Source organism: Streptococcus oralis SK610 (genome assembly GCF_000257455.1).
Taxonomy (GTDB): Bacteria; Bacillota; Bacilli; order Lactobacillales; family Streptococcaceae; genus Streptococcus; species Streptococcus oralis_CB.
Map to the genome: position 1 here is coordinate 143871 of NZ_AJKQ01000019.1, position 25099 is coordinate 168969.

Annotated in this window: 26 protein-coding genes and 2 pseudogenes; 2 read left to right on the forward strand and 26 right to left on the reverse strand. The window is 41.6% G+C overall.

The window, feature by feature from the left end; translation table 11 throughout:
* Positions 1–142 precede the first annotated feature (142 nt).
* Genes secG through ybeY form a run of 8 tightly spaced genes read right to left on the reverse strand, consistent with a single transcriptional unit; the run spans position 143 to position 5018 of the window.
* Complete coding sequence (gene secG, locus HMPREF1115_RS07765) at positions 143–376, reverse strand: preprotein translocase subunit SecG (RefSeq protein WP_000282517.1); 234 nt, start codon at positions 374–376, stop codon at positions 143–145.
* Between the two features lie 39 nt (positions 377–415).
* A complete protein-coding gene (rpmG, locus tag HMPREF1115_RS07770; RefSeq protein ID WP_007519517.1) occupies positions 416–565 on the reverse strand; it encodes a 50S ribosomal protein L33 in 150 nt (49 codons plus the stop codon).
* Positions 565–1764 carry a multidrug efflux MFS transporter gene (locus HMPREF1115_RS07775; protein ID WP_001156305.1) on the reverse strand — a complete coding sequence of 400 codons (1200 nt, stop codon included), beginning with the start codon at positions 1762–1764 and terminating at the stop codon, positions 565–567. The genes rpmG and HMPREF1115_RS07775 overlap by 1 nt, the downstream gene beginning before the upstream one ends.
* On the reverse strand, positions 1751–2356 hold the full coding sequence (gene coaE / locus HMPREF1115_RS07780) for a dephospho-CoA kinase (RefSeq protein WP_000516164.1): 606 nt from the start codon (positions 2354–2356) through the stop codon (positions 1751–1753). Before coaE ends, HMPREF1115_RS07775 begins: the two co-directional genes overlap by 14 nt.
* A complete protein-coding gene (mutM, locus tag HMPREF1115_RS07785; protein WP_001114606.1) occupies positions 2356–3180 on the reverse strand; it encodes a DNA-formamidopyrimidine glycosylase in 825 nt (274 codons plus the stop codon). The genes coaE and mutM overlap by 1 nt, the downstream gene beginning before the upstream one ends.
* A 48-nt stretch (positions 3181–3228) precedes the next feature.
* Positions 3229–4128: a GTPase Era gene (gene era / locus HMPREF1115_RS07790; RefSeq protein WP_000143281.1), complete on the reverse strand. Its 900-nt coding sequence runs from the start codon at positions 4126–4128 to the stop codon at positions 3229–3231.
* 16 nt (positions 4129–4144) lie between these two features.
* Complete coding sequence (locus HMPREF1115_RS07795) at positions 4145–4540, reverse strand: diacylglycerol kinase family protein (RefSeq protein WP_000378183.1); 396 nt, start codon at positions 4538–4540, stop codon at positions 4145–4147.
* On the reverse strand, positions 4521–5018 hold the full coding sequence (ybeY, locus tag HMPREF1115_RS07800) for an rRNA maturation RNase YbeY (protein WP_000275172.1): 498 nt from the start codon (positions 5016–5018) through the stop codon (positions 4521–4523). The genes HMPREF1115_RS07795 and ybeY overlap by 20 nt, the downstream gene beginning before the upstream one ends.
* Positions 5019–5122: 104 nt before the next feature.
* Between ybeY and pavA the strand changes: the two genes are divergently transcribed.
* Positions 5123–6778 (forward strand): Rqc2 family fibronectin-binding protein PavA, encoded by a 1656-nt coding sequence (pavA, locus tag HMPREF1115_RS07805; RefSeq protein ID WP_000006758.1) that lies wholly within the window; start codon positions 5123–5125, stop codon positions 6776–6778.
* A 32-nt stretch (positions 6779–6810) separates the two neighbouring features.
* Here the strand turns inward: pavA and deoD are convergent, their stop codons facing one another.
* The 9 genes and pseudogenes from deoD to HMPREF1115_RS12120 form a co-directional block, all read right to left on the reverse strand.
* Positions 6811–7521 carry a purine-nucleoside phosphorylase gene (gene deoD / locus HMPREF1115_RS07810; protein WP_000022076.1) on the reverse strand — a complete coding sequence of 237 codons (711 nt, stop codon included), beginning with the start codon at positions 7519–7521 and terminating at the stop codon, positions 6811–6813.
* A gap of 290 nt (positions 7522–7811) precedes the next feature.
* Positions 7812–9095, reverse strand: coding sequence for a chloride channel protein (locus HMPREF1115_RS07815; protein ID WP_002882398.1), 1284 nt, complete (start codon positions 9093–9095; stop codon positions 7812–7814).
* Between the two features lie 2 nt (positions 9096–9097).
* Complete coding sequence (locus HMPREF1115_RS07820; RefSeq protein WP_000143363.1) at positions 9098–9907, reverse strand: purine-nucleoside phosphorylase; 810 nt, start codon at positions 9905–9907, stop codon at positions 9098–9100.
* Positions 9908–10463, reverse strand: a pseudogene (locus HMPREF1115_RS07825) (DUF1697 domain-containing protein); the annotation flags it as partial.
* Between the two features lies 1 nt (position 10464).
* Positions 10465–11676 (reverse strand): phosphopentomutase, encoded by a 1212-nt coding sequence (locus HMPREF1115_RS07830; protein ID WP_000033095.1) that lies wholly within the window; start codon positions 11674–11676, stop codon positions 10465–10467.
* 23 nt (positions 11677–11699) lie between these two features.
* Positions 11700–12383 carry a ribose-5-phosphate isomerase RpiA gene (gene rpiA / locus HMPREF1115_RS07835; RefSeq protein WP_000429278.1) on the reverse strand — a complete coding sequence of 228 codons (684 nt, stop codon included), beginning with the start codon at positions 12381–12383 and terminating at the stop codon, positions 11700–11702.
* 105 nt (positions 12384–12488) lie between these two features.
* Positions 12489–13418 carry a peptidase U32 family protein gene (locus HMPREF1115_RS07840; RefSeq protein ID WP_000411172.1) on the reverse strand — a complete coding sequence of 310 codons (930 nt, stop codon included), beginning with the start codon at positions 13416–13418 and terminating at the stop codon, positions 12489–12491.
* A 124-nt stretch (positions 13419–13542) separates the two neighbouring features.
* Positions 13543–14223 (reverse strand): ABC transporter ATP-binding protein, encoded by a 681-nt coding sequence (locus HMPREF1115_RS07845; RefSeq protein WP_000125741.1) that lies wholly within the window; start codon positions 14221–14223, stop codon positions 13543–13545.
* 13 nt (positions 14224–14236) lie between these two features.
* Positions 14237–15291 (reverse strand): annotated as a pseudogene (locus tag HMPREF1115_RS12120) (ABC transporter permease).
* Positions 15292–15675: 384 nt separating this feature from the next.
* On the opposite strand from HMPREF1115_RS12120, the gene HMPREF1115_RS07855 reads away from it, so the two are divergent.
* Entirely contained in the window at positions 15676–15960 is a 285-nt protein-coding gene (locus HMPREF1115_RS07855) for a DUF3270 domain-containing protein (RefSeq protein WP_001276163.1), read from the forward strand.
* Positions 15961–16024: 64 nt separating this feature from the next.
* Here HMPREF1115_RS07855 and HMPREF1115_RS07860 read toward each other — a convergent pair whose 3' ends face one another.
* The 9 genes from HMPREF1115_RS07860 to HMPREF1115_RS07905 all read right to left on the reverse strand — a co-directional run bounded on the left by HMPREF1115_RS07860 (position 16025) and on the right by HMPREF1115_RS07905 (position 24994).
* Positions 16025–17362: a sensor histidine kinase gene (locus HMPREF1115_RS07860; RefSeq protein WP_000482344.1), complete on the reverse strand. Its 1338-nt coding sequence runs from the start codon at positions 17360–17362 to the stop codon at positions 16025–16027.
* Positions 17352–18026, reverse strand: coding sequence for a two-component system response regulator CiaR (gene ciaR, locus HMPREF1115_RS07865; RefSeq protein WP_000590635.1), 675 nt, complete (start codon positions 18024–18026; stop codon positions 17352–17354). The genes HMPREF1115_RS07860 and ciaR overlap by 11 nt, the downstream gene beginning before the upstream one ends.
* Before the next feature lie 110 nt (positions 18027–18136).
* Positions 18137–20683 (reverse strand): M1 family metallopeptidase, encoded by a 2547-nt coding sequence (locus tag HMPREF1115_RS07870; protein WP_001149147.1) that lies wholly within the window; start codon positions 20681–20683, stop codon positions 18137–18139.
* A gap of 120 nt (positions 20684–20803) precedes the next feature.
* Positions 20804–21244: an ASCH domain-containing protein gene (locus HMPREF1115_RS07875; protein WP_000188813.1), complete on the reverse strand. Its 441-nt coding sequence runs from the start codon at positions 21242–21244 to the stop codon at positions 20804–20806.
* A 159-nt stretch (positions 21245–21403) separates the two neighbouring features.
* Positions 21404–21904, reverse strand: coding sequence for an NUDIX hydrolase (locus tag HMPREF1115_RS07885; protein WP_000403336.1), 501 nt, complete (start codon positions 21902–21904; stop codon positions 21404–21406).
* Positions 21905–21914: 10 nt separating this feature from the next.
* On the reverse strand, positions 21915–22613 hold the full coding sequence (locus HMPREF1115_RS07890; protein ID WP_000158834.1) for a 3-oxoacyl-ACP reductase: 699 nt from the start codon (positions 22611–22613) through the stop codon (positions 21915–21917).
* On the reverse strand, positions 22606–22842 hold the full coding sequence (locus tag HMPREF1115_RS07895; protein WP_000141914.1) for a DUF2829 domain-containing protein: 237 nt from the start codon (positions 22840–22842) through the stop codon (positions 22606–22608). Before HMPREF1115_RS07895 ends, HMPREF1115_RS07890 begins: the two co-directional genes overlap by 8 nt.
* Positions 22843–22938: 96 nt before the next feature.
* Entirely contained in the window at positions 22939–23865 is a 927-nt protein-coding gene (locus tag HMPREF1115_RS07900; RefSeq protein ID WP_001269449.1) for an aldo/keto reductase, read from the reverse strand.
* Positions 23866–23959: 94 nt separating this feature from the next.
* Positions 23960–24994 carry a DNA/RNA non-specific endonuclease gene (locus HMPREF1115_RS07905; protein WP_000735447.1) on the reverse strand — a complete coding sequence of 345 codons (1035 nt, stop codon included), beginning with the start codon at positions 24992–24994 and terminating at the stop codon, positions 23960–23962.
* Positions 24995–25099: the final 105 nt, after the last annotated feature.

Below are 25099 nucleotides of genomic sequence, written 5' to 3' on the forward strand. Positions count from 1 at the left end.
ACTCAATAAAAATCAAAGAGCAAACTAGAAAGCTAGGCGCAGGCAGTACTGGAGTACGACAAGCCGACGCTGACGTGGTTTGAATTTGATTTTTGAAGAGTATAAAAATAAAAATAGGCAAAGACCTAGTCCTGCCCATTTCTTATCTACTTGATAATACTGTCAATGCTAAGGCAATGGCTAGCCAGAAAAAGACTAAAATACCTGTCAAACGTTGCATCACAGCTTCAAAACCACGCGCTTTACTACGTTCAAACAAATCACCTGAGCTGGCATCAAATACATTGCTGGATTGGTTCTTAGTTGGTTGCATGAAAATCGCAATCACAATCACAACAGATAATACTAATAAAATGGTTAATAATAGGTTATACATATCAAACTCCTTAAAATCCCTATTATTTTACCATAAATTCTACTTAGATTCAAGATGTAAAGTTACTTTTCTTTCCTTTGGACAATATTTTAACACCTCAATCTTGTCTGGATGGGTTTTGGAGTTCTTACTGGTTAGATAATTCATGCTGCCACAAGAGGAGCACTTGAGATTGATTTTTACTCGCACTAGATTTCCTTTACTTTTAATAATGATCTAAATTGCACTAAGTTACATAAACAACTGAAAGCCACACAGGCTGCTGTCGCATAAAAGACAGCATGGTAGCCAAAATATCCTGCAACTGCGGATCCCGCCATAGGTCCGATCACTCCACCGAGGTAAAAAAAGACTTGGTTGAAGGCGAAAATCCTTGAAATACCTGATTTTGGAGTCATTTTGCTAAGAAGCGCATTGACACCTGGTATGAGAGCTCCCGTTCCCAAACCAAAGAGAAAACGATACAAGCCAAGTTGAAGGGGGCTGGTTGCATGGGCACAAAGAAGGTAAATGATGACGGAATAAATCTGCGCTGCAACTAACAATCTATGATTCCCTACCTTATCGCCAAGTTTTCCTAGAATTCCAGCACTCATCATGCTAGAAAATCCCATGCTGGATACGATTAATCCTGATACAAAGAGGAGATTCTCAGTCTGCCCTAAGTCCCGCACATAGAGAGCTAAAATGGGGCCAATTGATTGAGCTGAAAATTGAATGACAAAGCTCGTCAAAAATAGATTCACTAAAAGCCTAGGATACTTGAAAGAAGAAAATACTTCTTTCGTTGGGATAGCCTTCTCCTTAGCTACTGGTTGAAAATCTTCCTTGATAAAGAAAATAGTTAGGATTGCAGCTAAAAATAAGAAAGTACCTACCAATAAAAAGACATTACGAATGCCAAAAATTTCAGCAATAAAGCCTCCAACAAAGGGACCCGTCAGTGTTCCTGCAACAACACCTGTAGATAGAGTCCCCAGAGCCGCTCCAGACTTATCTTTAGGTACCTGACTAGCGATCAAGGCTGTTGCGTTGGGGACAAATCCAGTAAATACACCATTAAGCAAGCGCAGAAAGAGTAGCCAATAGATATTTGGCACGAAGGCCAAACCTCCCATGGTAATGGTCATGGCAAGACCTGCTCGAATCATCATGGGCTTTCGACCATATTTGTCAGCAAGAATACCCCAGATAGGAGAAACTAGAGCTGCTGAAACAGCCGAAACTGAGATGGCTAATCCAGCATAGAAAGCAACCTGGTCTCTTTCAATTCCCAACTGCTCCACAAAGATAGGCATGAAAGGAACGACCAAGGAAATGCTGGCGCCCGTTAGAAAACTACCGAACCAGGCAACACGAAGATTCTCTTTCCAACTAATCTCTTGCACAGCTATCGCCTCCTTCAAGTAACTTCACTACTTGACTCACAAGCTGATCACGACTGCCATTATTGTCTAATATATGGCTCGCTAATTTTTTCTTTTCTTCTAAAGACCACTGGGCGGCCAAACGGGACTCTGCTACTTCCTTAGAAAGATGATCCCGTTTCATGAAACGTTCCACCTGAACATCTCGATCCACATAGACCAGCCACGTTTCATCAAACCAGGCACTGTAGTCCTGTTCAAAAAGTAGGGGAATATCCATGAAAAAAATTGTTTCTGTCTGGGCTAACTGTTCTCTCAGTGCAGCCAATTCCTCACGAATAATCTCCCCTTGGGTTTGTTTAGACCATTCCTGCTCCTCAGGATTTGAAAAGATGAGACTAGCCAGGAGAGGGCGATTGAGTTCTCCATTTTCAAGGATTATTTTTTGTCCAAAGTGCTGAACTAAGAGCTGATAAAGACGACCACCAGGTTTTTGTAGCTGGTGGACGACTGCGTCAGCATCCACCACTTGAAAACCTTTCTCTCTTAGGAAATTTGTTACAGTTGACTTACCAGAGGCAATTCCTCCTGTGATTCCGATGATTTTTCCCATCAGTCCCTCCTTTGACACTGAGGACAAAAATGAGTTCCTCGTCCACCGAGCTGGAATTTCTCAATCACTGTCCCACAGCGCGAACATGCTTGTCCAGTCTTATCATAGACCTGATGGAAGTCCTGCATGGTTCCGTCTTCCCCAAAGGCATTGGTATAGGTTCGAATGGTCGAGCCACCTTTTTCAACAGCCTGCCCCAAAACAGCAATGGTTTGGTCATGAATAGCTGACGCTTCTTCTGCCGTCAAAGTCTGGGAAGGTCTTGCTGGATGAACCTGAGCTCGCCAGAGGACCTCATCCACATAGATATTGCCAAGGCCAGCTACCAAGGTTTGGTCTAGGAGGTGGGATTTGATAGGCTTTTTAGACTTGGCTAGGGCAGATTGAAAGACCTGCAAATCAAAGTCCTGCTCTCTTGGCTCAGGACCTAGTTTTTTAGAAATAAAGTAGGCATCCAAAAGGTCGGGTGCCAATAGTTCCATAGTACCAAACTTGCGTACATCCTCATAAACAAGCGTACCTCCATCTTCGAACTCAATGAAAACATGGGCATGCTTGCGTTCTGGAACTTGGTCCGGATAGTAAAAATACTTGCCCTCCATCCGCAAATGAGAAATCAAGACCTTGTCTGTCAAGTAAAAAAGCAAGTATTTACCACGACGTCCCATTGACTCGATAATCTGACCAGGCACTTCCTTTCGAAACTCGTCCACATCTGTCTTGATCATCTTGGGATAACGAATTTCTATACTCGAAATCTTCTTTCCTATAATCAATTTTTCTAAGCCACGACGAACGGTTTCAACCTCTGGTAATTCAGGCATAAATCCTCCTTCTGTAAAAACAAGAAGCAGGCATGAGCCCACCTCTACTTAGTATTCTTTTTCATTATAGCCAAAGTCAGCCAAATCTAGCTTTTTATCACGCCAGTTTTTCTTGACCTTGACCCAAGTTTCTAGGAAGACCTTGTCTCCTAGCATGAGTTCGATATCACGACGAGCCATGGTCCCAATTTTCTTGAGCATGGCGCCACCTTTTCCGATGATGATACCCTTTTGGCTATCACGCTCAACCATAATAGTAGCTCGGATATGAACCTTGTCGGTCTCTTCATCACGCTTCATAGAGTCAACCACTACTGCAACTGAGTGAGGGATTTCTTCACGCGTTAGGTGCAAGACTTTCTCACGAATCATTTCTGAAACCAAAAAACGCTCAGGATGATCTGTGATTTGATCAGATGGGAAATACTGGAAACCTTCCTCTAGATTTTCACTCAAAATATCGATTAGTCGAGAAACGTTATTTCCCTGAAGGGCTGAGATCGGAACAATCTCCTTAAAGTCCATCTGGTTACGGAAGTCATCAATCTGAGACAAAAGCTGATCTGGGTGGACCTTGTCAATCTTATTCACCACCAGAATCACAGGAACCTTGGCAGCTTTCAGACGCTCGATAATCATATCGTCACCCTTACCACGTGGCTCATCAGCTGGCACCATGAATAGAACAGTATCTACTTCACGAAGGGTGCTGTAGGCAGATTCCACCATAAAATCTCCAAGAGCAGTCTTAGGCTTATGAATCCCTGGCGTGTCGATAAAAACAATTTGTTCCTTATCAGTGGTGTAAATCCCCATTATTTTATTGCGCGTTGTCTGCGCCTTGTCACTCATGATAGCAATCTTTTGCCCCATGACGTGATTCAAAAAGGTTGACTTCCCAACATTGGGACGTCCTAAAATGGCTACAAAGCCTGATTTAAATGTCATAATTTCCTCTTATTGTTTAAAATAGTAAATCCCAAATGCGTGGGAGAAAGATAAGTGCACCAATCACTGCAGCAAGAAGGGAAACCACAAGCACGGCTCCTGCCGCCATGTCCTTGGCTTTCTTTGCCAACATAGAAAAGTGATAGTGACTGGCTAGATCCACCACATTTTCAATAGCAGAGTTAATAATCTCAAAGGCTACTACCAAGAAAATGCTCATTAGGAGAAAGAGCCATTCAATTCGTGACACCTGAAAAACAAAACCTGCAAGGATGACTACTAGAGCCGTCACTGCATGTTTTCGCATATTTCGTTCTTCCTTGAAAGCAGTCAGAATTCCTGTAAGAGCAAATTCTAAACTAGATACAAGGTCACGGTTTTTCCATTTTCGTTTATTGTCTTGTGAGTCCATAGGCTGTCAAAATTTCTTCTTGTAAACCGAACATCTCCGCTTCTTCTTCCGGAGTGTAGTGATCGTAGCCGTTAATGTGTAAAAAGCCGTGTACTGCCAAGAAGCCCATCTCACGCTCAAAGCTGTGACCGTATTCCTCAGCCTGCTCATGAGCCTTATCGATAGAGATGAACAGTTCCCCAATATAGGCATCAAACTCAGACATCATCTCTGCTAATTCAGGATTTTCAAGCAGATCTTCCTCATCAAAGGAGATATCCAATTCTGGCTTATACTCAAGGCTGATGACATCCGTTGGACGATCTGTATCACGGTACTCAAGGTTGAGTTCGTGGCTACGCTCGTTGGTCACAAAAGTAACTGCCATCTCCTTGTCTTCTTTTCCTATTTTTTGGGCAGCAAATTCCAAAATCTCTTGGGTTTGTTGCAAGATTTCTTGTGAAACTTGACCAGTTTCATCTACCATTTCAATATACATGTACTTCTCGATTCTCTTTACTTGGCTTTATTATACCATATTTCCATGATTTTATTCTACCTTTTTGATATAATACTATGGAATACAATCACAAGGAGAGAACGATGTCATTTGACGGATTTTTTTTACATCACATGGTTGAGGAATTGAGAAGCGAGTTAGTCAATGGTCGCATCCAAAAAATCAATCAGCCTTTTGAACAAGAGTTGGTCTTGCAAATCCGCAGCAACCGCCAAAGCCATCGCCTGCTCCTCTCTGCTCATCCCGTTTTTGGTCGCATCCAGCTGACCCAAACAACCTTTGAAAATCCAGCTCAACCTTCAACTTTTATCATGGTTTTGAGAAAGTATTTGCAGGGTGCCCTGATTGAGTCGATTGAGCAAGTCGAAAATGACCGTATTGTGGAAATCACGGTTTCCAATAAAAATGAGATTGGGGACCATATTCAGGCTACCTTGATTATCGAAATCATGGGGAAACACAGCAATATTCTCCTCGTCGATAAAAGTAGCCATAAAATCCTCGAAGTCATCAAACACGTCGGCTTTTCACAAAATAGCTACCGCACCTTACTTCCAGGATCGACCTATATCGCTCCGCCAAGCACCGAATCTCTCAATCCTTTTACTGCCAAAGATGAAAAACTCTTTGAAATCTTGCAAACCCAAGAACTAACAGCCAAAAATCTTCAAAGTCTCTTTCAAGGTCTAGGACGAGATACGGCAAACGAATTGGAAAGACTCTTGGTTCGTGATAAACTTTCTACCTTCCGTCACTTTTTCGGAAAAGAAACCAAGCCTTACCTAACAGAGTCTTCTTTCAGTCCAATTCCTTTTGTAAATCAGGTGGGAGAGCCTTTTGCCAGTCTTTCTGATCTTCTGGATACCTACTACAAAGACAAGGCAGAGCGCGATCGCGTCAAGCAGCAGGCCAGCGAACTCATTCGCCGCGTTGAAAATGAGCTTCAGAAAAATCGCCACAAACTCAAAAAACAAGAAAAAGAATTACTGGCGACAGACAACGCTGAGGAGTTTCGCCAAAAGGGCGAATTACTGACAACCTTTCTCCACCAAGTGCCTAATGACCAAGATCAGGTTACCTTGGATAATTACTACACCAATCAGCCTATCACCATCACGCTTGATAAGGCCCTGACTCCCAGCCAGAATGCCCAGCGCTACTTTAAACGCTATCAGAAGCTCAAAGAAGCTGTTAAATACCTGACTGAGTTGATTGAAGAAACCAAGGCAACGATTCTCTATCTGGAAAGTGTGGAGACTGTGCTCAACCAAGCTGGGCTGGAGGAAATCGCTGAAATTCGTGAAGAATTGATCCAAACAGGCTTTATCCGTAGAAGACAACGGGAGAAAATTCACAAGCGTAAAAAACCAGAACAGTATCTAGCAAGCGATGGCAAAACCATCATCTATGTCGGTCGAAACAACCTGCAAAATGAGGAGCTAACCTTTAAAATGGCTCGCAAGGAAGAACTTTGGTTCCACGCCAAGGACATTCCAGGAAGCCACGTCGTTATCTCAGGCAATCTCAATCCTTCTGACGAAGTCAAGACAGATGCGGCCGAACTGGCTGCCTACTTCTCCAAAGGGCGCTTGTCAAATCTCGTGCAAGTGGATATGATTGAAGTTAAAAAACTCAACAAACCAACTGGTGGAAAACCTGGCTTTGTAACCTACACAGGACAAAAGACCCTCCGTGTCACACCAGACCCAGAAAAAATCGCATCCATGAAAAAATCCTGATTTCACTTGAAAACAGGATTTTTTATTACATTTTAGTCTGCAATCAAGGTTTCCAAACCAACTTTCATCATATCAGTGAAGGTGTTTTGGCGTTCTTCTGCAGTGGTGTCTTCATCTGGATTGACCAAGCTATCAGAAATGGTCATGATAGCAAGTGCATCAACATGGTGTTGGGCAGCAAGATAGTAAAGAGCTGCTGCTTCCATTTCCACAGCCTTAACTCCCCATTTACCAAGCTCGATGTTCTTTTCAAAATAGTTTGAGTAAAAGACATCTGACGACAAAACGTTCCCAACGTGGGTGGTCATACCATGTTCTTTGGCGATATGGTAGGCCTTGTCTAGCAAGTCAAAACTTGCAATTTGTGGAAAATCATACTGTGGCCAGTCGTTGCGGATAATGTTTGAGTTAGTCGCTGCTGCTTGTGCCAAGACCAATTCACGAACGTGAACATCCTCATTCAAGGAACCAGCAGTTCCGACACGGATCAATTTTTTCACTCCGTAGTCTACAATCAATTCACGGGCATAGATAGAGATTGATGGCATTCCCATCCCAGTACCCATGACTGATACACGGTGGCCCTTGTAAGTACCAGTGTAACCAAACATGTTACGCACTTCGTTAAAACAAACAGCATCTTCAAGGAAGTTCTCCGCAATAAATTTCGCACGAAGAGGATCCCCCGGAAGAAGAATTTTATCAGCAATTTCACCCTGCTTAGCAGCAATATGGATAGACATAATTTATGATACAAAGAGCGAGAAGAAAACGACTGAAAATTAGGAATCTGACGAGAAATCCTGATTTCTCAATCAGATTATCTATTTTCCGAGTTTTCCGCTCGTGTTCAAATTAGAACACTTCGCTCTACCTTTCTTTATTTATTTTTATATTTCATAGCTAGGAAAAATCGTATTCAATCATGACTCCGACGAGCCTAGTTCATTTTTATTTCAAACAGTTATTGATAAACTGACAATAGTTTTTAATCCTTTAAGATAAATCCTTGATTAGAAGAAATGGGTATTTCCTACCTAACTACTTTATTCTTTGACATCTTACACAGTATACTAGCCCAAGGAAAGCGGTCTAACACTTTTGCAAAACCATAAGCTAGGAAAGCCGTTACTAAGAGATACGGAAGAGAATCTAAACCTAACCCAGTGAAACCAATTACTAATCCAGTTGCAGACCAGGGAGCCCTCAAGGTCACAGATAAAAAGCAAACCGATCCCAAAAGCAAAATGCTTGACTGGCTGTCCAAACCTAGAATCATGGCTAAGAGAGCAGCTCCAGCCATCCCCAAGGCAAAAGATGGCGTAAGAGTACCACCATAGGCCCCTGCCCAAAGGATAATAAGAACGACCACTGCCTTTAGGAAAAACATGAGAAGCACTGTTTTACCATCGCTACCATTTAAAATTTCCTGAGCCATCATGCGTCCATTGCCAAGTAGATGTGGAAAGTAACTTGCCAGACCAACAAGAAACAGAAAAGCTGAGGGCAAAGTGAGAAGTATTCGTTGATCTTTTATCTTGTTTGAAGACACTCTTTTACTTAAGCGACCAAAAAGCCAAGCTAGGGGAGTTAAGAAAAGAAGTAATAAAGGGACAATCCACACTTCCTTTAATGACCATGTGATAGCTGGAAGCTGGTAAAGAGCATGATCTGAAATAACCAAGCCTGCTATATAGGTAGACACATAGGTAGTCAAACCGACTAAGACAAATCGCTTGATAGATAAAGTAATTCCTAGAGTCTCAAAAACGAAGAAAACACTTGTTAATGGAACCTGATAGACAGCTGCTAAACCAGCACCAGCACCACAAGCAAGGAGAAAGATTCGATCCTTCATAGACAGTATACATATTTTTCCAATTGGACCTGCAAATAGGGCTCCAATCTCTCGTGGTGCAGCTTCTTTGCCAATAGGTGCTCCCCCTCCAACTGCAATAATCTGCCAAATTGAATGAAATAGCTGTTTTAAAAAATGAAGCTTGTATTGTGAAGTCTCATCCTCCATCTGTGCTTTGATGGAATAAATCTTCGACCTTTTTTGCAAGAAGTACCAGACTAAGGACGAGCTAAGACCCACGATTATTAAACTTAGTCCTATCCGTGAGGAGGAAACTCCATCTGTCAAAAATCCATTATGATGCTCTGAATGACCAAAAACTAGCCCCTCCGCCATCTCTAAAAGATAATGGAGAAATATACCAGATAAACCCGAAACTATTCCTTGCAGAATTACTGCTATGAATAATCTAAGATTATAAGGAATCTTTCGAAAAATTCTCCTCAATTCTATTAACATGATTACAATTCTGCAATAATCGCTTTAAGCAAGCCTTTGAAGTCACCTTTAACACGTTCAGTCACTTCTACAACTTCTTCGTGGTTGAGTTCTTCTTGGAAGCCTGCAGCATGGTTAGTAATACATGAAATACCGAGAACTTTCAAGCCAGAGTGGGCTGCCACAATAACTTCAGGAACTGTAGACATACCAACTGCATCTGCTCCAAGTGTCTTATAGGCACGAATCTCTGCTGGGGTTTCATAAGTCGGACCTGTTACACCAATATAGACACCTTCATCAAGCTTGATACCAAGTTTCTTAGCTACTTCATGGGCAGTAGCACGGTATTCTGGAGTGTAGGCTTTAGACATATCTGGGAAACGTGGACCAAAATCATCCAAATTTTCACCCATCAATGGGTTCTGCCCCGTCATATTGATATGGTCTGAGATAGCCATCAAGGTACCAGGACCAAATCCAATACCGCCAGCTGCATTGGTTACAATGACACCTTCGCATCCGAGAACTTTCATCACACGTACTGGGAAAGTCACGACTTCAAGAGGATTTCCTTCGTAGAAATGGAAACGTCCTTGAAGAGCCAAGACCTTGCGCCCTGAAAGTTCACCATATACCAATTTCCCAGCGTGTCCGACGACTGTAGAGCGGCCCCAGTTTGGAATGTCTGCATAATCTACTACAACTGGATTTTCGATTTCTTCTGCCAATTCTCCAAGTCCTGATCCAAGGATTAGACCGAACTCAGGCGCTTGGATACCCTTTTCTTTCAAGAAAGCAGCTGTTTCCTTGATTTTATCTAAAAATGTCATTGTGTCTCCTTTATTGTTTTTTTAGCATTTGACCGATTTTGTCAAAAGTTTTAGCATTACGAATGGTGATTTGGCGGTAGAAAGGCATCTTGAGTAAGTATTTGTGATAGGCTGTTTCGTAGTATGATTCTTCAGAGAATTTCCCCCAGAAAATCCCAAGTCTTCCAAAATGAACGACTTCATCTTCCAGTTCCAAACTGTTCACTTTCTCGATGACTTGATCCACATCCAAGCCCTCCGTGTAAAAGAGGACATCCTTTCGTGCCAAATCTTTGGTCCACCAATCTGGCAGATTATTCAGCTCTTCTTCATAGTCTTCCTGACTCAGCAAAGAAAAGCTCTGAATAAATGGATAATGGATTTCAAAGAAAGCCTCTAACTTTTCAACCAATCGTTCTTTGGGGTCTGTCGAAGTAAAGAAAATGTTGCCACTGTTGATGTAGGTCTCAACCATTTCCAGTCCCAACTCTGTCAGTTCTTGACGAAGTTGCGCCATAACAACCTTATTTTTCCCACCTACATTAATGCCCCGAACAAGTAAAGCATATCGCGTCATCTTATACCAATTTATCTAAGAAACTTTCCCCAATCATGGCAGTTTCAACACCAAAGTTATCCGCAACTGTCGCTGAGATATCTGCAAAATGTCCAACTGGAATGACACCATTTCCTTTAAAGGCAGGACTATAAGCTAAAAGCGGAATGTATTCACGAGTGTGGTCTGTTCCTGCATAGGTTGGGTCATTTCCATGGTCCGCTGTAATCAAGAGAAGATCATTCTCTCTCATGGCTGCGATAATTTCAGGCAAGCGTTCATCGAACTCATGCAAGCAATCACGGTAACCATGAGCATTGCGGCGGTGGCCGTAAAGGGCATCAAAGTCAACTAAGTTTGTGAAGGAGAACCCTTTTTCAAATTCAGGAAGTCCCATGGTCTTCAATAATGTATCAATTCCGTGGCTGTTTGACTTGTTGTGGCCCATGTCATGATTGATACCAGCGCCGTTAAAGATATCGTTGATTTTACCAACAGCGTAAGTATCGATACCAGCTTCGTTCAATTTATCCAAAACAGTTGGTGCAAATGGGGATACAGCCAAGTCACGACGGTTAGCTGTACGAGTGAAGTTACCTGGTTCACCTACATATGGACGGGCAATGATACGACCTAGAAGGGCAGGACGCTCAAGGGTAATCGAACGCGCGTATTCACAAATACGGTATAGTTCATCCAGAGGAATGATGTCTTCGTGGGCAGCAATTTGCAAGACAGGGTCAGCTGAAGTATAGATAATCAACTCCCCAGTTTCCATTTGACGTGGTCCAAAGTCATCGATAACAGCTGTTCCTGAGTACGGTTTGTTAGCTTCACGAATGACCTTGCGTCCTGAGAATTCTTCAATTTTCGTCAAAATTTCTTCTGGGAATCCGTTCCAGAAAGTATCGAAAGGCTCTGTAATGTTAAGTCCCATGATTTCCCAGTGTCCAGTCATAGTATCCTTACCAAGAGATACTTCTTCCAATTTTGTCACATATCCTGTTGGGTTACTTTCAGCTGGTACAGTCTTCAGCGGTGTTTCGCGAGGAATATTTCCTAGACCGATTTTAGCCATGTTTGGCACATTCAAACCAACTGATTTTGAAATGTGTCCCAGTGTGTCAGAAGCTCCGTCTGGAACCCCTGCATTGACAAAGTTATTAGCATCTGGTGCTGCACCGATTCCCACGGAATCCAGTACCACCAAGTGAATCCGATTAAATTTTGACATAGTGTATCTCCTTATTATGTTGATTAGTTTGCTTTTGTTGAAGTTAAAATCTGAACCCCGTCTCGTCCAGCAACGATGACCTTATCCACCATTTGGTTGAATAAACCATGCTCTACGACACCAACGATATGGTCCAATTCTTGCCCGAAGGCAATTGGATCTTCAATGACATCCAAGGCTAGGTCAATGATAAAGTTCTGCATATCGGTCACAAAACGTTGGCCGTCTTTTTCACGGAAACTTGGTTTATAGCCAGCTCGCTCAAACCGACGAAAGACCTGTTCTGCGCCATACTGAACCACTTCTACTGGCAATTTAAAAGCACCTAGTTTCTCCACCAGTTTGCTTTCGTCAACCACCCAAATGTATTCTTTTGAGGGCGTTGCCACAACCTTCTCCATCAGAAGGGCACCACCTCCGCCTTTGATTCCGTTAAACTGGCTATCTACTTCATCCGCCCCGTCAACCGTCACATCAACAAAATCCACTTGATCAATCGACTTGAGCGGGATGTTAAGTCCTTCAGCCTGTTTACTGGTCACACTGGAAGTTGTCACAGCAGTAATCTGCAAACCTTCTTCCTTGATCCGACGACCTACTTCTTCTACGAAATAGTAGGCAGTTGATCCAGTACCGAGTCCAACAACCATACCATCCTTGACAAACTCAGCAGCCTTGATACCTGCCATCTTTTTCAGATTCTCCACTTAAACACCTCCATTAAAGAGCTATTTTTATTATAACATGTATCCGTTTTTATTTCATGGATACACTGGAAAAACCCGAACATTTTTATTTCGGGTTTTGGTGTCCTATTTAACCATATCTGGATCGTAATCATAGAATCCCGTATCGAGGAAACGGTTTTTAGGGTGTAACTTGCGCACTTCCTCATCTAACAAGAAGGCTTGGTCATGGCTGAATTTGCCCTCTTGGATCAAGCCACGCGCTTGAATAAAGAGTTTTGCAATCTCAACAAAATTCTGACCAGGTGTGTAGAGCCCCTCTAGCTTCCAATGGGTAAAACCATGCTCTACCAATTCTGTCAATTTGGTCATCAAATCAAGGTCGTTATTTGCAAAGATGTGGGTACCATGATTGTCTTCAAAGATAGAATAATGGCTTTCTGGGTCACTTGGTTCTGCCAAGAAGAGGTCACGTTTACGCGTTTTTTCATCATCGATGTGCGTAAAGTTATAGTAGTTTTGCAAAAGTGGTCGCTTAGAATGGTGAATGACACTAGCTCCGTAAACCAACACTTCAGCAGGAATTTCCAAAATTTCTGGCATCTTGAAGAGTTCAGCAGATGGAATTTCACGCGCTAAAACCGCCTCAGATGCTCCTGCCTTTTGACCCCAGAAGTTAATCTGACGACTACTTGTTACCATGGTTGAAGCATCGTAAATAGTCTTGAAGGAATAGCCATCACGGTTGACTACATAAAAGACACCTGCATCTCCTACTGTAATATAGTCTGTCTTGATTTCTTCCAAGAAGTCTAGGAAGGGCTTAATACGATCCATCATGTCTTGATGCATGAGGGCATTAACCGCGACAATCAATTCCTTGCCTGCTTCATGAACCAACTTAGCAATCTCACGCAATTGGCCATGACTAAAAGTCGTTGGCAGACGAAGGCCAAAATCTTTCTCACCAACATAGATACGATCTACGCCGGCTTCGAGTAGTTGTTCAACTTGTTCAATACTTTCAGCAGTTGCTGTAATGATAATCTTTTCCATAAGAAAAATTATACCACATTTCTCAAAAATCAGCTATGGGTACTGGGAGTTTCACAAAAAGTTAAACTGATTTCTATCTTTCCCAATCAAAAAGTGAACAGTAACTTGTACCATTCACTCTTTTTTATGCATGTGTTTTTTCTACTAGGTGTCCATCATTCATAACATAAATACGGTCAACCTTATCAAGAAGGCGTGTATCATGTGTAATCATGACAACTCCTCTACCTTGTTCGTGCGCAATGGCAGCCAACATTTCCGTTACTTGGTAAGCACGCTGGGTATCCAGACTGGCTGTCGGCTCATCTGCAAGCACAATGCTTGGATTGTTATAGAGCGCTCTAGCTATCGCCGCACGTTGACGTTCGCCACCTGATAAAGCCTTTGGATAATGATCTTTTACTTTTTCCAAATCCAACAACTCAAAGAGCTCTTTTCGGTCACTTTTACTATTTTTTCCCTTATCCAGTCTGTCAATCAAATCCAGCTGTTCCTTGACCGTTAGAAAAGGAATTAAGTTTGAAGCCTGGAGAATGAAGCCAAACTCTCTAAAACGGAGGTCTGTTTTTTCCTTCTCCGTCAAACTGCCTGTTTCCTTCCCCTTTACTAGAATCTTTCCACTCGATGCTTCCTGAAGTTGTCCTAGAGTTGTTAGAAAGGTCGTCTTTCCAGATCCCGAAGGTCCAACGATAGCCACGAACTCTCCAGCATTTAGCTGAAAATTCGTCTCATGCAGGGCTACGACTTTCATCTTTCCTTCCCCGTAAGTTTTTGTCACTTGAGTCATTTCAATCAATGCTGTCATACTATTCTCCTTATCATTCTGCAATCGCAGTAATCGGGTCCACCTTTAACAAGCGTGGAAGTGAAATGACACCACCTAGAAGGGCCATCAAGGAAATTACAAAGCTTAGGACAGAGTAGGCTATCCAACTTGGGTAGAAAAAGAAGGTAGCTGGTAAGACTAAAATCACTCCACCAATAGCCAGCAAGGCTAATCCAATCCCCATACCAGCTAGGAGGAAAATTTGACAGAAAAGAGACCATACAATGGTTTTGATCTGTATACCCTGAGCTCGCATTATTCCATAAAGTCCTAGTTTTTGGATGGTAATGATATAAACAAAAATACCCACAATCAAGCCTGTGATGACAATCATAGCGAGAATCATCCCTGAAAATACATTAACCTGAGGTGTGTAACCAGGAATTTTCGATATCATTTTTGGAATGGAAATCTGTTTCAGTCCATCGCCAGTCACTTCTATATCATTTTTCAATACTAAGGCAGAGATGGAACGATTGGCTTTCAAGGTTCCTTGTAAGGTCCAATAAGTTGTCAGACTCGTAAAAACAACAGGCTCGGTGAAAAATTTATTTCCTTGAGTCAGGCCTCAATCTTGTAACTTGAATCGCTTCCATTGAGCTGAATGGCATCACCTAGCTTCATCCCATAGTTCTCAAAAGACTGATCCACGACAACCTCATCATCTCCTTCAGGATAACGACCCTCCGTCAAACTAGGAGAGATAAAAGAGTCCCAGTCTTGAGCAAAAATGGAAACATTGACCTTTTCACTACCATCGACTAGATTGGTTACAGCAAACATATAGCCCAATGGAGCAGCCTCTTCAGAACTCTTATCCTTGTAGTCCTTTTCAGGAATAAAAGATGCCGTCAAATTATCATTTGCGTAGTCAGATAAAACCACTCCCGTCGCTTGCCAGTTATCAATAGCGGCTCGGTTGTTTCGCACAAGACCAAGAGCTAGACTGGTCATAAAAAAGACCATAAAAGCGATAAGAAAAATGGTAGTTAGAATCAAACTATATCGAAGTTTGTTTCGTAATATCTCTTTGATAGCAAGATACATGCTTGTCTCCTTTAACATTTCCCAGAGGTAGTTTAAAAGCCACCCAGTCCAATAGACAGAATCGCTGTCTTATCATCCATTCAAAACAACTCCTACCAATACTCTTCAAAAGTATCCAGGTAGCAACTCAACAAATCATCTTAGGAAAAAGCCTCAGCTTGCTATCAATTTATATAAGTTATCCTTTCCTTTCTCAGTATATTTATAAAAGAGAAGGTCAGGTCATCTGTTCTAAGTGTAACATCCATGCTACCATTTTCCCTTGTAGGTGTCAAGAGAGCGACTTAGAGGATGATAAGAGACTTTAGTAGTTTTGTAACAATCCTGTAATAATTCTTTGCATAAAAAATGATAAAATAGTTATGTACTGTTAAGGAGAGAATCATGTCCGCAAGAAAACTAGAAGCTTATGAGTTTGAACAAGCTCCCGAATCGAAACAAACTCCGCTTTACCAAGATTACACACCTGAAGCCCCAGTCGGCCCTAACCTAAAAGAGATTTTATTTTTTGTAAATATCGCTTGTTTCTGTATTTTTATGGCACTGTTTAGTTTTATCTTTTTAGCCTTAAAATTGAACACAGCTTTATCCTTTATCGCTGCAATGGGTCTTAGTTTCGCCCTTTTACAACTTCAACGAAAGATAATGAAACGAAAATTTTCAAAATAAAGGTTGGTACTACTACCAACCTCTTTTCTAGTTATCAAAAAAGACAGTTATATAACTGTCTTTTTTATTTATTCTTACGTTTTGAAGGAGATTGAATAGCGATCTTAACTTCAAAAATTGTTCCTCTAGGTTTGTTATCTTTTACGCTAATCGTTCCTCGTAAGGCATCTACGATTTGCTTGGCCAAGGATAGTCCAAGACCAAAGCCACCTTTCTGACGAGTTCTTGCCTTGTCTACACGATAAAAACGGTCAAAGATTTTCTTCTTGTCAGCAGCTGAGATTCCAATTCCGTTATCCGTTACTGTTAGATAGAGGTGACGATCTGTAGCATGGACTACAAACTCAATTTTCCCATCTTCTTCGGTATACTTGATGGCATTGTCAAATAAGATGGTCATGAGCTGTTTTAGGAGCAACTGATCGGTCATGAAAGGACGATAAATCCGATTTTCATACTCAAAAATACGATCATTTTCAGAAGCAATCAACTCATAGTTAGCAAAGGTCGTCTTAAAGAACTGTGGTGATACTTCTGCTATTTCTGGTTTGATTCCATCATCGCGACGTGCAAGATTGAGAAGATTGGTCGTGAGAAAGCGCATGTTTCGAACTTCTTCAAGGCTCGAAGCAATACTTTCGCTGGATTCCATGATCGTCGCCTCTGGTTTTCGAAAGAGATTTTCTAAACGATTTTGTAAAACGGCCAAAGGCGTTCTCAGTTCGTGACTGGCATTTTCGACAAAGGACTTCTGCTTTTGCATACTTTCCAGCAAGGGTTTGACACTGACACGTGCCAGATAAACACTGGCAATTAAAGACAGGAGCCAGAAACTAGCCATGACTACAACAATTAAATGCTCGTGGTTTTGGCTGATTTGCTCGAGCTGGCTACTATTGATTAAAACTGCCGCATATTTGACATTGCTTGATACAGAGGAAGAATTGGTTTCCATCAAAATCATCCGATAGGTTTCTTCCTGACCGTAGCTATTGACAACTTGGATTTGGCGAATGTGATTCAACTCTTTTTTGTCCAGCTTGATCTTGTCCAAGCCTAAAAAGCGATTGCCCAGTAAGAGTTGGTTAAAATCCTTGTCAAAGAGCAAGACTTCCGTATTGGAGCTAACATTGGGTTTGATTTCAGCCTTGTTGGCATCCGCTGTTGCGGGTTGAATATCCTTGACTTCTTCGGTTGCCCGATTCAGGGCTAACTGGATAACCGCTTGGGGACTGCTACTAAGGGCTTGAAGTTTTTCATCTACAGAAGTGTAGAGACTGGAGTGCATGACCTGGAGGATAATCAAGGTCATGGCAGAGAAGATCAGGGTGAACACTCCAAAGTTTCGAATGAAATAGCTGAAATCATCTGCATACCATGTTTTTTTTAGTTTATTGAACATCTTTTAAAATATACCCGACACTACGCAAGGTTTGAAGATTTTCAGCAAAGGCTGTTCCCTTCAATTTCTTACGAACTTTTGAGACATAGACTTCTACAACGGAAATCGTCGTATCGCTATCAAATCCCCATAGACGGTCAAAAATTTGTGTCTTGGGAAGAATAACATTTTGATTTTGAAGGAAGTAAACCAATAACTCAAACTCTTTTCCGAGCAGTTCCACAGGCGTATCTTCTACCTTAACCTCATTCGTTGAAAGGTTGACGACAACATCCCCATAGGTCAAGGTATTTTCGTTAAACTTGCCTGAACGTTTGAGAAGGGCTTGGATCCGCATTTTGAGTTCTTCTAGGTAGAAAGGTTTGGTGAGGTAGTCATCTGCCCCCAACTCAAAACCATGTCCCTTATCATCCAAACTTTCCTTAGCAGTCATGATAAGAACTGGTGTCGTAATTCCTTTTTCACGCAATTCTTTCAAAACTTGGAAGCCATTTTTTTCAGGCAACATCAGGTCAAGCAGAATCAAGTCATAAACGCCACTTTCTGCTTCGTAGAGACCTTCCTCTCCATCAAAGACCTGCATGACATCTGCAAAATCATCTAAAAAGTCAAATACTGAGTTTGACAGACCTAGGTCATCTTCCACTAATAAGATTTTTATCATCAGAAACTCCTCCTTGTTATGATTATTATACCAAAATTGCCTTAAAAAAAACTCAACTCTCTCTTATTTTCAGATAGAAAGTTGAGTTCTTTATTTACATTTCGAACGAATTAAGCTTTGGCATATTGGGCTACAACAGCTTCGACTGCTGCTTTCTCACGCTTAATCAAGTCAACACGCGCTGCGATATCTTTGATACCCATACGAATGTTACGGCTAAGAGCAAGGTCAGAGAGTTGTGGCTCAAAGAATTCCTTGTACTCTACCAAGCGTTGCTCTGTTTTAAAGATGTGTGATGGGAAGATGACAAAGCTGTCAAAGCTCATATCACCTCCAAGAGCTGCCTTGATCCAAGCCCAGTTTTCACGCGCCCATACCCAAACAGTTTCTTGAGTCGCTTGGTGTCCGAGGAATTGGAGGTACCATGAAGAAAGGTCTTGTGGTTTCACTACAAATTTATCTTTCCATGAGTCAATCAAGGTTTGGATATTGTCGGCATCTGTACTGTATGCAAGAGCTCCTGCCAACTGGCGTTTAAAGACTGCATCTGTCGCATGAGTGTAGAGGTCCAGATAAGTTGCGACCAAGTCTTTGGTCTCATGGTGTTTCATTTCATTGATGAGAACTTGAGCACGGATGGCTGCTGGAAGTCCTGCAAGATTCTCCTTGTGAGCTGCAAAGATTTGGCTAGCAACTTGACTAGCTTCTGCATCATTTGAGCGAATCATCATGGAAATGGTCAACTGACGGACCAATTCGTCTTCATCTGATTCACCATCTTTGGCTTCAAAACCAAGACGGTCATAGTTGTGACGAGCCAATTTAGCAACGAGTGTATTAAAGGCTTTCTCAGTTGCTGTTCCTTCATCGATAAAGCGCTCAAGGGCAGCAATCACTTGAGATACAGCTGAAACTACCAAGTAAGACTCTTCCTTAGCTAGTTTATCAAGGACTGGGAGCAAGTCTGCATAAGAAATGTGTCCTGCTTCAGCCAACAAACGACGTTCTTGAACGATTTGCAATTTGCTTGTGTTATCAAGTGTCTCTAGCTCAGCAAGAACAGCCTCTAACAAGTCTCCTTGATAGTCGGTAATATAGTGGGCGGTATTTTCCGTATTGAGACGAAGAGCTCCTTCATTTTCAGCAAGAAGAGCGGCGTAGCCAGGGATTTCGATACTTTCAGTTTCAAGTGTATCTGGCAAGCCTTTCCAGTTGCTGTTGAGTGGCACCACCCAGAGACGGTTCTTGTCTTCGTGCTCACCGATGAAGAATTGTTTTTGCGAAATCTTCAAGACATCATTTTCAACTTTGACAGTGAGAACTGGATAACCAGGTTGTTCCAACCAAGAATCCATGAAAGATGCTACATCACGGCCTGAAGCTTGTCCAAGGGCATTCCATAGGTCACGACCAATGGTATTTCCATATTGGTGTTTTTCAAAGTAAGCATGCAAACCTTTAGCAAAATCAGCATCACCGAGCCAACGACGAAGCATGTGCATGAGACGGCTTCCTTTGGCATAGACGATAGCTCCGTCAAAGAGGGTATTGATTTCATCTGGGTGTTTGACTTCAACGTGAACAGACTGAACGCCATCAGTCGCATCGCGTTTAAGTGCTCCCGGCACACCACCTGTTTGGAAGTCTTCAAAGATATTCCAACTTGGCTCAATGGCATCCACACAGACGTATTCCATCATGTTGGCGAAGCTTTCATTGAGCCAAAGGTCATCCCACCATTTCATAGTCACGAGGTTTCCAAACCATTGGTGAGCCAACTCATGTGCTACAACTAGAGCAACTTGTTGACGGCTAGCAAAGGTTGAGTTCTCATCCACAACCAAGTAAACTTCACGGTAGGTCACAAGACCCCAGTTTTCCATGGCACCTGCTGAGAAGTCAGGAAGGGCGATGTGGAGCGATTGAGGAATTGGATACTTAACTCCGTAGTAATCTTCGTAAAACTCAATTGAGCGAACAGCGATGTCCAGTGAGAAATCAAGGTTAGATAGTGGGTGGGCTTTGGTTGAGTAGACACCTACGAGGGTACCGTTCTTAGTTTTAGCAGTAACCCCTTGCAAATCACCTGCAACAAAAGCCAACAAGTAAGATGACATACGAGGTGTTGTCTCAAACTTCCAGATGCCTGTTTCCTTACGGTTTTCCACATCAATTTCTGGCATGTTTGACAAGGCCACTTCACCTTCTGCTTGGTCAAAACGTAGAGCGAGGTCAAAAGTCGCTTTTGCTTCTGGCTCATCCACACATGGGAAGGCTTCACGCGCAAAATGGCTTTCAAACTGAGTAGACAAGACTTCCTTCTTGACACCATCCACTGTGTAGTAAGAAGGGTAAACCCCTGTCATGTTGTCTGTAATTTTTCCTGAAAAAGCAATGACCAATTCAACTTGACCAGCCTCAGCCAATTCGATATGAAGGGCTTCATTGTCATGGTCAACTGTAAATGGACGAGCTTGACCCGCAACTTCTACAGAAGTGATTTCCAAGTCTTTTTGGTGAAGGGAAATACGGTCACTCTGTGCTTGACCAGTAATGGTCACCTTCCCAGAAAAGGTCTTGGTCTCACGACTCAAGTCTAAAAATAAATCATAATGTTCAGGAACAAATTGCGTAATAAAATGTTCAACTGCTTGCATAGTTTTCTCCTATTCTAAGTTTAAGAGTTTTACTCTTCTTCAAACAAACTTATTATATCATGTTTTGCTTAAGAAAAAAGGATTGGACGGCAATTTCCAAAACTTTCTTCCTTCTACATTCTACAGTGGGTAGACCTTGCGAAATTCTTCCAGAACAACCTTGCTGTCAGGGGTAAAAGTCAGTCCGGCTTCCCTCATCCACTCGGTGAAAAAATCCTCATGAACCTGACGCCAATAGGCTAGGGATTTGTCACCTTCCCCTTCCTTATAGGCATGGTCGGCAGAAACTTGATGAAAAGGCTGAACGGAGACCTTGGTAATTTCGACAATACAGACAGCCTGATTTTGACTATCTAAAATAACATCAAAGGTCCCTTCTTGCGGAAGGGGTTCGTCTTCTAGTGAGTAGAGGTCATAGGCTGAGGCTGTTGCTGTCTTTTCGCCTTTTAAAACCAAATCTGCCAAGAGATCTGCTTCCACTCCAAAAGCCCAGGCATCTATCTCATCTCCGATAGAGGGGTTAATTTGCTTATATGCATTCCACATTTCTTGCGGTGTCATAGTTTGCTCCTTTGTAATTTTTTACTTACTCCTTTTACAAATTGCTGGCAACTTGCTAATAGGATGTTTTGATTAAGCTCTCTCAGTAAGTATTCTCCACGAATCATACCGACGTGGTGCAATAACTGAGGATAAACTTTTTCAACAATTTGTTCTCCACTAAGGACAAGTTGGTTTCTCATCATTCACCTTCCAATTCATGTAAGAAGTCTTGTCCAGTTCTGGAAATCCTAATAATTCAGACTTAACCTTCAAGACTAATGGTGATGCATTTTCTTCTGTGATTTTCTGAATATCCATCCAAACATATCCGAGTGAATCATTCGCACCATCAGAGACAGCTTCCGAAATCGTAACTTGAGCTTCCTTCTTGTTTATCTCAACATCATACAAGGCCATGATATGGTGAACCATAAAATTTGTTAACTCTTCCCTGACGAAAACATCGTAGATTCGAGGATTAGAGTAGCTTCTAACAGTATATCCCGTCTCTTCCATAACTTCTCTAATCAACGTTTCCGTCAATCCTTCCCCAAGTTGCTGACTACCACCGGGTAGATCATAACGATGTTGATAAGGGCCTCTCGTTTTTTCAATGCAGAGTAACTTCCCGTTTTCAAAGCAAACAGCATAGACTCCAAAGTGTTTTTTGATTTCCATCCAACTCCTCCTACTTCAACGACCAACCACCATCAATGGTCAGGATTTGTCCTTGCATGGCGCTCGCTTTTCCACTTGCTAAGAAAAGGCTAATTTCTGCTACTTCCTCTGGCTTAATCCAGCGCTTGATTGGCGTTTCACTAGCTACCCAGTCAGCCAACCCACCGGGTTCAAAGTCGGCAGCAGTCATAGCTGTCTTGACAGCACCTGGAGCAATCCCAAAGACCTGAATCCCAGCTTCAGCATAGTCCAGAGCCAACTGCTTGGTAAACCCAGCCAAAGCATGCTTAGACGAGGTATAGGCGTGACCACCACCACCTGCTAGGCTCGAAGCAATCGAGCACATATTGATAATGATTCCTTTTTTATTTTCCAGCATTTGCGTCAAATAATAGCGAGTCAACTCAACAGGAGTCATATAGTTGATTTCAAAAAACTCTTGAATTTCCTGCGCTGATTGTTCCAATAAAGGCTTATAAGCATCCAAAACTCCTGCAGTATTGCACAAAACATCCACCTGAGGACACCAGTCAAAAATTGGCTCCAAGTCCAAGGTCAAATCTCTCTGTAAAAAGTGGAAATCACCTTGTAAGAGTGGATTTTTTCCTTGGTCAACTCCATAAACTTGATAGCCATTCTCTAAAAAGAGGCGAGCTTGAGCAAGTCCGATACCTGAACTCACACCTGTAATGAGTACACATTTAGTCATTCACTTCTACCCAATCTGTCGCCAAAACATCACAAGGTGTCGGGCTCCACATGGAAAAACCTTCCCCTTCTCCAGACACGTTGATTAGGAAATAGGGCGTCACTTCAAGTGCAACCCCGTTTTGCTCGATAGTGTCAAAGAGTTGGACATAGTTTTCAGCCCCTCCCCAACCAGTTCGTACATATTTTTTCTTGGCCTTTAATCCAGGCAGGATCTCTTCAAATGTCATGATTTTCTCCTTCAATTCTACATTCTTCATTTAATTATAACAAAAAACCGTTTTCCAACGGCTTTTTGACTGTGATTTATTTAAATCTGCTTCTACTTACGGCAAATTATTCCCTGCTGCAAGATAAATTTCATACCATTCTTTTCTTGTTAAGCTAAAGTTTGCCGCTTGGCTAACTTCTCTCAAATGCTTAGGATTTGTTGTACCTACGACTGCCTGCATTTTTGCTGGATAACGCAATATCCAAGAAATGGCAATAGTTGAAGGGGTTACTCCATATTTAAAAGCTAGACGATCAAGTACTTGATTCAAAGCTTGAAATTTCTCATTACCAACAAAGTTCCCTTTAAAATACCCGAATTGTAAGACAGACCATGCTTGAATGACCACATCGTGTAATTTGCAATATTCAAAAACGCTGCCATCTCGCATAGTTGCTTGACTATCTTCCATATTAACATGAAAACCTGATTCGAATCCTGGAGTAAAAGCCGCACTCAATTGTAGCTGATTAACAGCTAACGGCTGCTTGACATCTTTTTTAAGCAACTCCATCATCATAGGATTTTGATTAGAAACTCCAAAATCTCGGACCTTACCTTGTTTATAAAGAAGATCAAAGGCTTCTGCTACTTGGTCAGATTCCATCAAAGCATCTGGTCGATGAAGAAGCAAGCTATCTAGATGATCAATCTTCAATCTTTGCAAAATTCCGTCGACTGATTTTATAATATAGTCCTTAGAAAAATCAAAATAGGTAAATTCTTCAATGCGAATGCCACATTTGGACTGAATCCACATCTTTTCTCTTAAATCTGGACGATTTTTTAGGACAATACCTAACAGTTCTTCACAACGACCACGACCATAAATATCAGCCAAGTCAAAAGCATTGATTCCAACAGAAAGTGCTGTTTCCACAAGCTCTTCAACTTCTTTTACAGACTTATCTTTTATTCTCATCATTCCGAGAACAATTTCTGATAATTCTTTGTCATCTTGACCAAGAGTTATGTATCTCATCAAATTTTTCTCCTTTAATTCTAAATTCTTAGTTTAATTATAACAAAAAACCGTTTTCCAACGGCTTTTTGACTGTATATCTACTAAATTCATCCTACCACTGCAATCCGGCTTCTCTGATTTCTTTCTTGGAAGCAAATTTACCATTTGGTCTGTGCCATCTTCCGTTTTTATCTCTAAAGTAGCCACCTGAATTTGTTGATTGCGAGTTTGATTCCTGGCTTTCTTCCTGTTCTTGTGCGGCTTGGCGAGCTTTTTCCTGTTCTTCTTCTTTTGCTTTCTTTTCAGCTGCTTCTTTTTCTTCTGCCTCTTTCTTGGCTTTTTCCTCAGCTTCCTTCTTAGCCTTTTCTTTTTCTTCTTTTATCTTTGCATCTTCAACTGTATTCTTAGCAGTACCATCCAAATAATTGATTTCAGCATTAGCTGAAACATTGTCTAAAACGACATGCGTCACTGAATACTGATCAACCTTTTCTTTACTACCACCCAACTTGATCTCCAAGAGTTTGCCGGTTTCATCTATTCCCACATACTGCAATTCAATTTGTCTCGGAATCAATTCATCTTTCTGATAGATTGGGGTCACCTTGTAGTCAAGATAATAGTTTGGGTGATTGGCCAACCAAGAGTCCAATCGATTTTCATAGTAAAGCATGCTACTTTGGTTTTGGTCATCTGTTCCAGAATAATTTCCAGCATTTAGCCAGTTAGTCATTGGAACCAGATTCCTCTTTTCATCGTTTAATCCACTAAACTGGTACCCGATCAGATGGCCTCGACTCATCAACCAAGCTTCTTTTTTACCATCACCATAAAAGAATTTATAATTGTGCCATCCAACTGGATCATAAGTCAACTTGGACTCTCTCTTCTCAGTTGGCTCATCGCTGTCCTTAAGTTGAATATGAGCACCCGTTGCGCGTGATTTAGAATCCAATTCCCCAAGTTCTAGTTGTTTCTCATTTTTAAAAGGCAAGAGTCCAGCTTCTTTAAACAACTTTTCATCGAACTTGATTTGCTTCTGTTCAATTTTTTCTTCTGGGACCTTTGATTCCGCCTTATGTCCAGAACAAGCAACTAATGTTGTGATTGAAAGCAAGGCAATTGAGAAGGATAGTAGCTTTTTCATAAAAATCTCCTTTTTATATAGTAATTAGATTAATATCTCCTATTACATTTTACTATCATTTTGTTAATTGTTCAAGAATAAAAAGACTGTTATTATACTATTCCT

Coding starts and splice junctions, on each gene's coding strand:
- secG (WP_000282517.1), bottom strand. CDS start 376: ATGTATAACCTATTATTAACCATTTTATTAGTATTATCTGTTGTGATT.
- coaE (WP_000516164.1), bottom strand. CDS start 2,356: ATGGGAAAAATCATCGGAATCACAGGAGGAATTGCCTCTGGTAAGTCA.
- mutM (WP_001114606.1), bottom strand. CDS start 3,180: ATGCCTGAATTACCAGAGGTTGAAACCGTTCGTCGTGGCTTAGAAAAA.
- era (WP_000143281.1), bottom strand. CDS start 4,128: ATGACATTTAAATCAGGCTTTGTAGCCATTTTAGGACGTCCCAATGTT.
- HMPREF1115_RS07795 (WP_000378183.1), bottom strand. CDS start 4,540: ATGGACTCACAAGACAATAAACGAAAATGGAAAAACCGTGACCTTGTA.
- ybeY (WP_000275172.1), bottom strand. CDS start 5,018: ATGTATATTGAAATGGTAGATGAAACTGGTCAAGTTTCACAAGAAATC.
- pavA (WP_000006758.1), top strand. CDS start 5,123: ATGTCATTTGACGGATTTTTTTTACATCACATGGTTGAGGAATTGAGA.
- deoD (WP_000022076.1), bottom strand. CDS start 7,521: ATGTCTATCCATATTGCTGCTAAGCAGGGTGAAATTGCTGATAAAATT.
- HMPREF1115_RS07815 (WP_002882398.1), bottom strand. CDS start 9,095: ATGTTAATAGAATTGAGGAGAATTTTTCGAAAGATTCCTTATAATCTT.
- HMPREF1115_RS07820 (WP_000143363.1), bottom strand. CDS start 9,907: ATGACATTTTTAGATAAAATCAAGGAAACAGCTGCTTTCTTGAAAGAA.
- HMPREF1115_RS07830 (WP_000033095.1), bottom strand. CDS start 11,676: ATGTCAAAATTTAATCGGATTCACTTGGTGGTACTGGATTCCGTGGGA.
- HMPREF1115_RS07840 (WP_000411172.1), bottom strand. CDS start 13,418: ATGGAAAAGATTATCATTACAGCAACTGCTGAAAGTATTGAACAAGTT.
- HMPREF1115_RS07845 (WP_000125741.1), bottom strand. CDS start 14,223: ATGACAGCATTGATTGAAATGACTCAAGTGACAAAAACTTACGGGGAA.
- HMPREF1115_RS07855 (WP_001276163.1), top strand. CDS start 15,676: ATGTCCGCAAGAAAACTAGAAGCTTATGAGTTTGAACAAGCTCCCGAA.
- HMPREF1115_RS07860 (WP_000482344.1), bottom strand. CDS start 17,362: ATGTTCAATAAACTAAAAAAAACATGGTATGCAGATGATTTCAGCTAT.
- ciaR (WP_000590635.1), bottom strand. CDS start 18,026: ATGATAAAAATCTTATTAGTGGAAGATGACCTAGGTCTGTCAAACTCA.
- HMPREF1115_RS07870 (WP_001149147.1), bottom strand. CDS start 20,683: ATGCAAGCAGTTGAACATTTTATTACGCAATTTGTTCCTGAACATTAT.
- HMPREF1115_RS07875 (WP_000188813.1), bottom strand. CDS start 21,244: ATGACACCGCAAGAAATGTGGAATGCATATAAGCAAATTAACCCCTCT.
- HMPREF1115_RS07885 (WP_000403336.1), bottom strand. CDS start 21,904: ATGGAAATCAAAAAACACTTTGGAGTCTATGCTGTTTGCTTTGAAAAC.
- HMPREF1115_RS07890 (WP_000158834.1), bottom strand. CDS start 22,613: ATGACTAAATGTGTACTCATTACAGGTGTGAGTTCAGGTATCGGACTT.
- HMPREF1115_RS07895 (WP_000141914.1), bottom strand. CDS start 22,842: ATGACATTTGAAGAGATCCTGCCTGGATTAAAGGCCAAGAAAAAATAT.
- HMPREF1115_RS07900 (WP_001269449.1), bottom strand. CDS start 23,865: ATGAGATACATAACTCTTGGTCAAGATGACAAAGAATTATCAGAAATT.
- HMPREF1115_RS07905 (WP_000735447.1), bottom strand. CDS start 24,994: ATGAAAAAGCTACTATCCTTCTCAATTGCCTTGCTTTCAATCACAACA.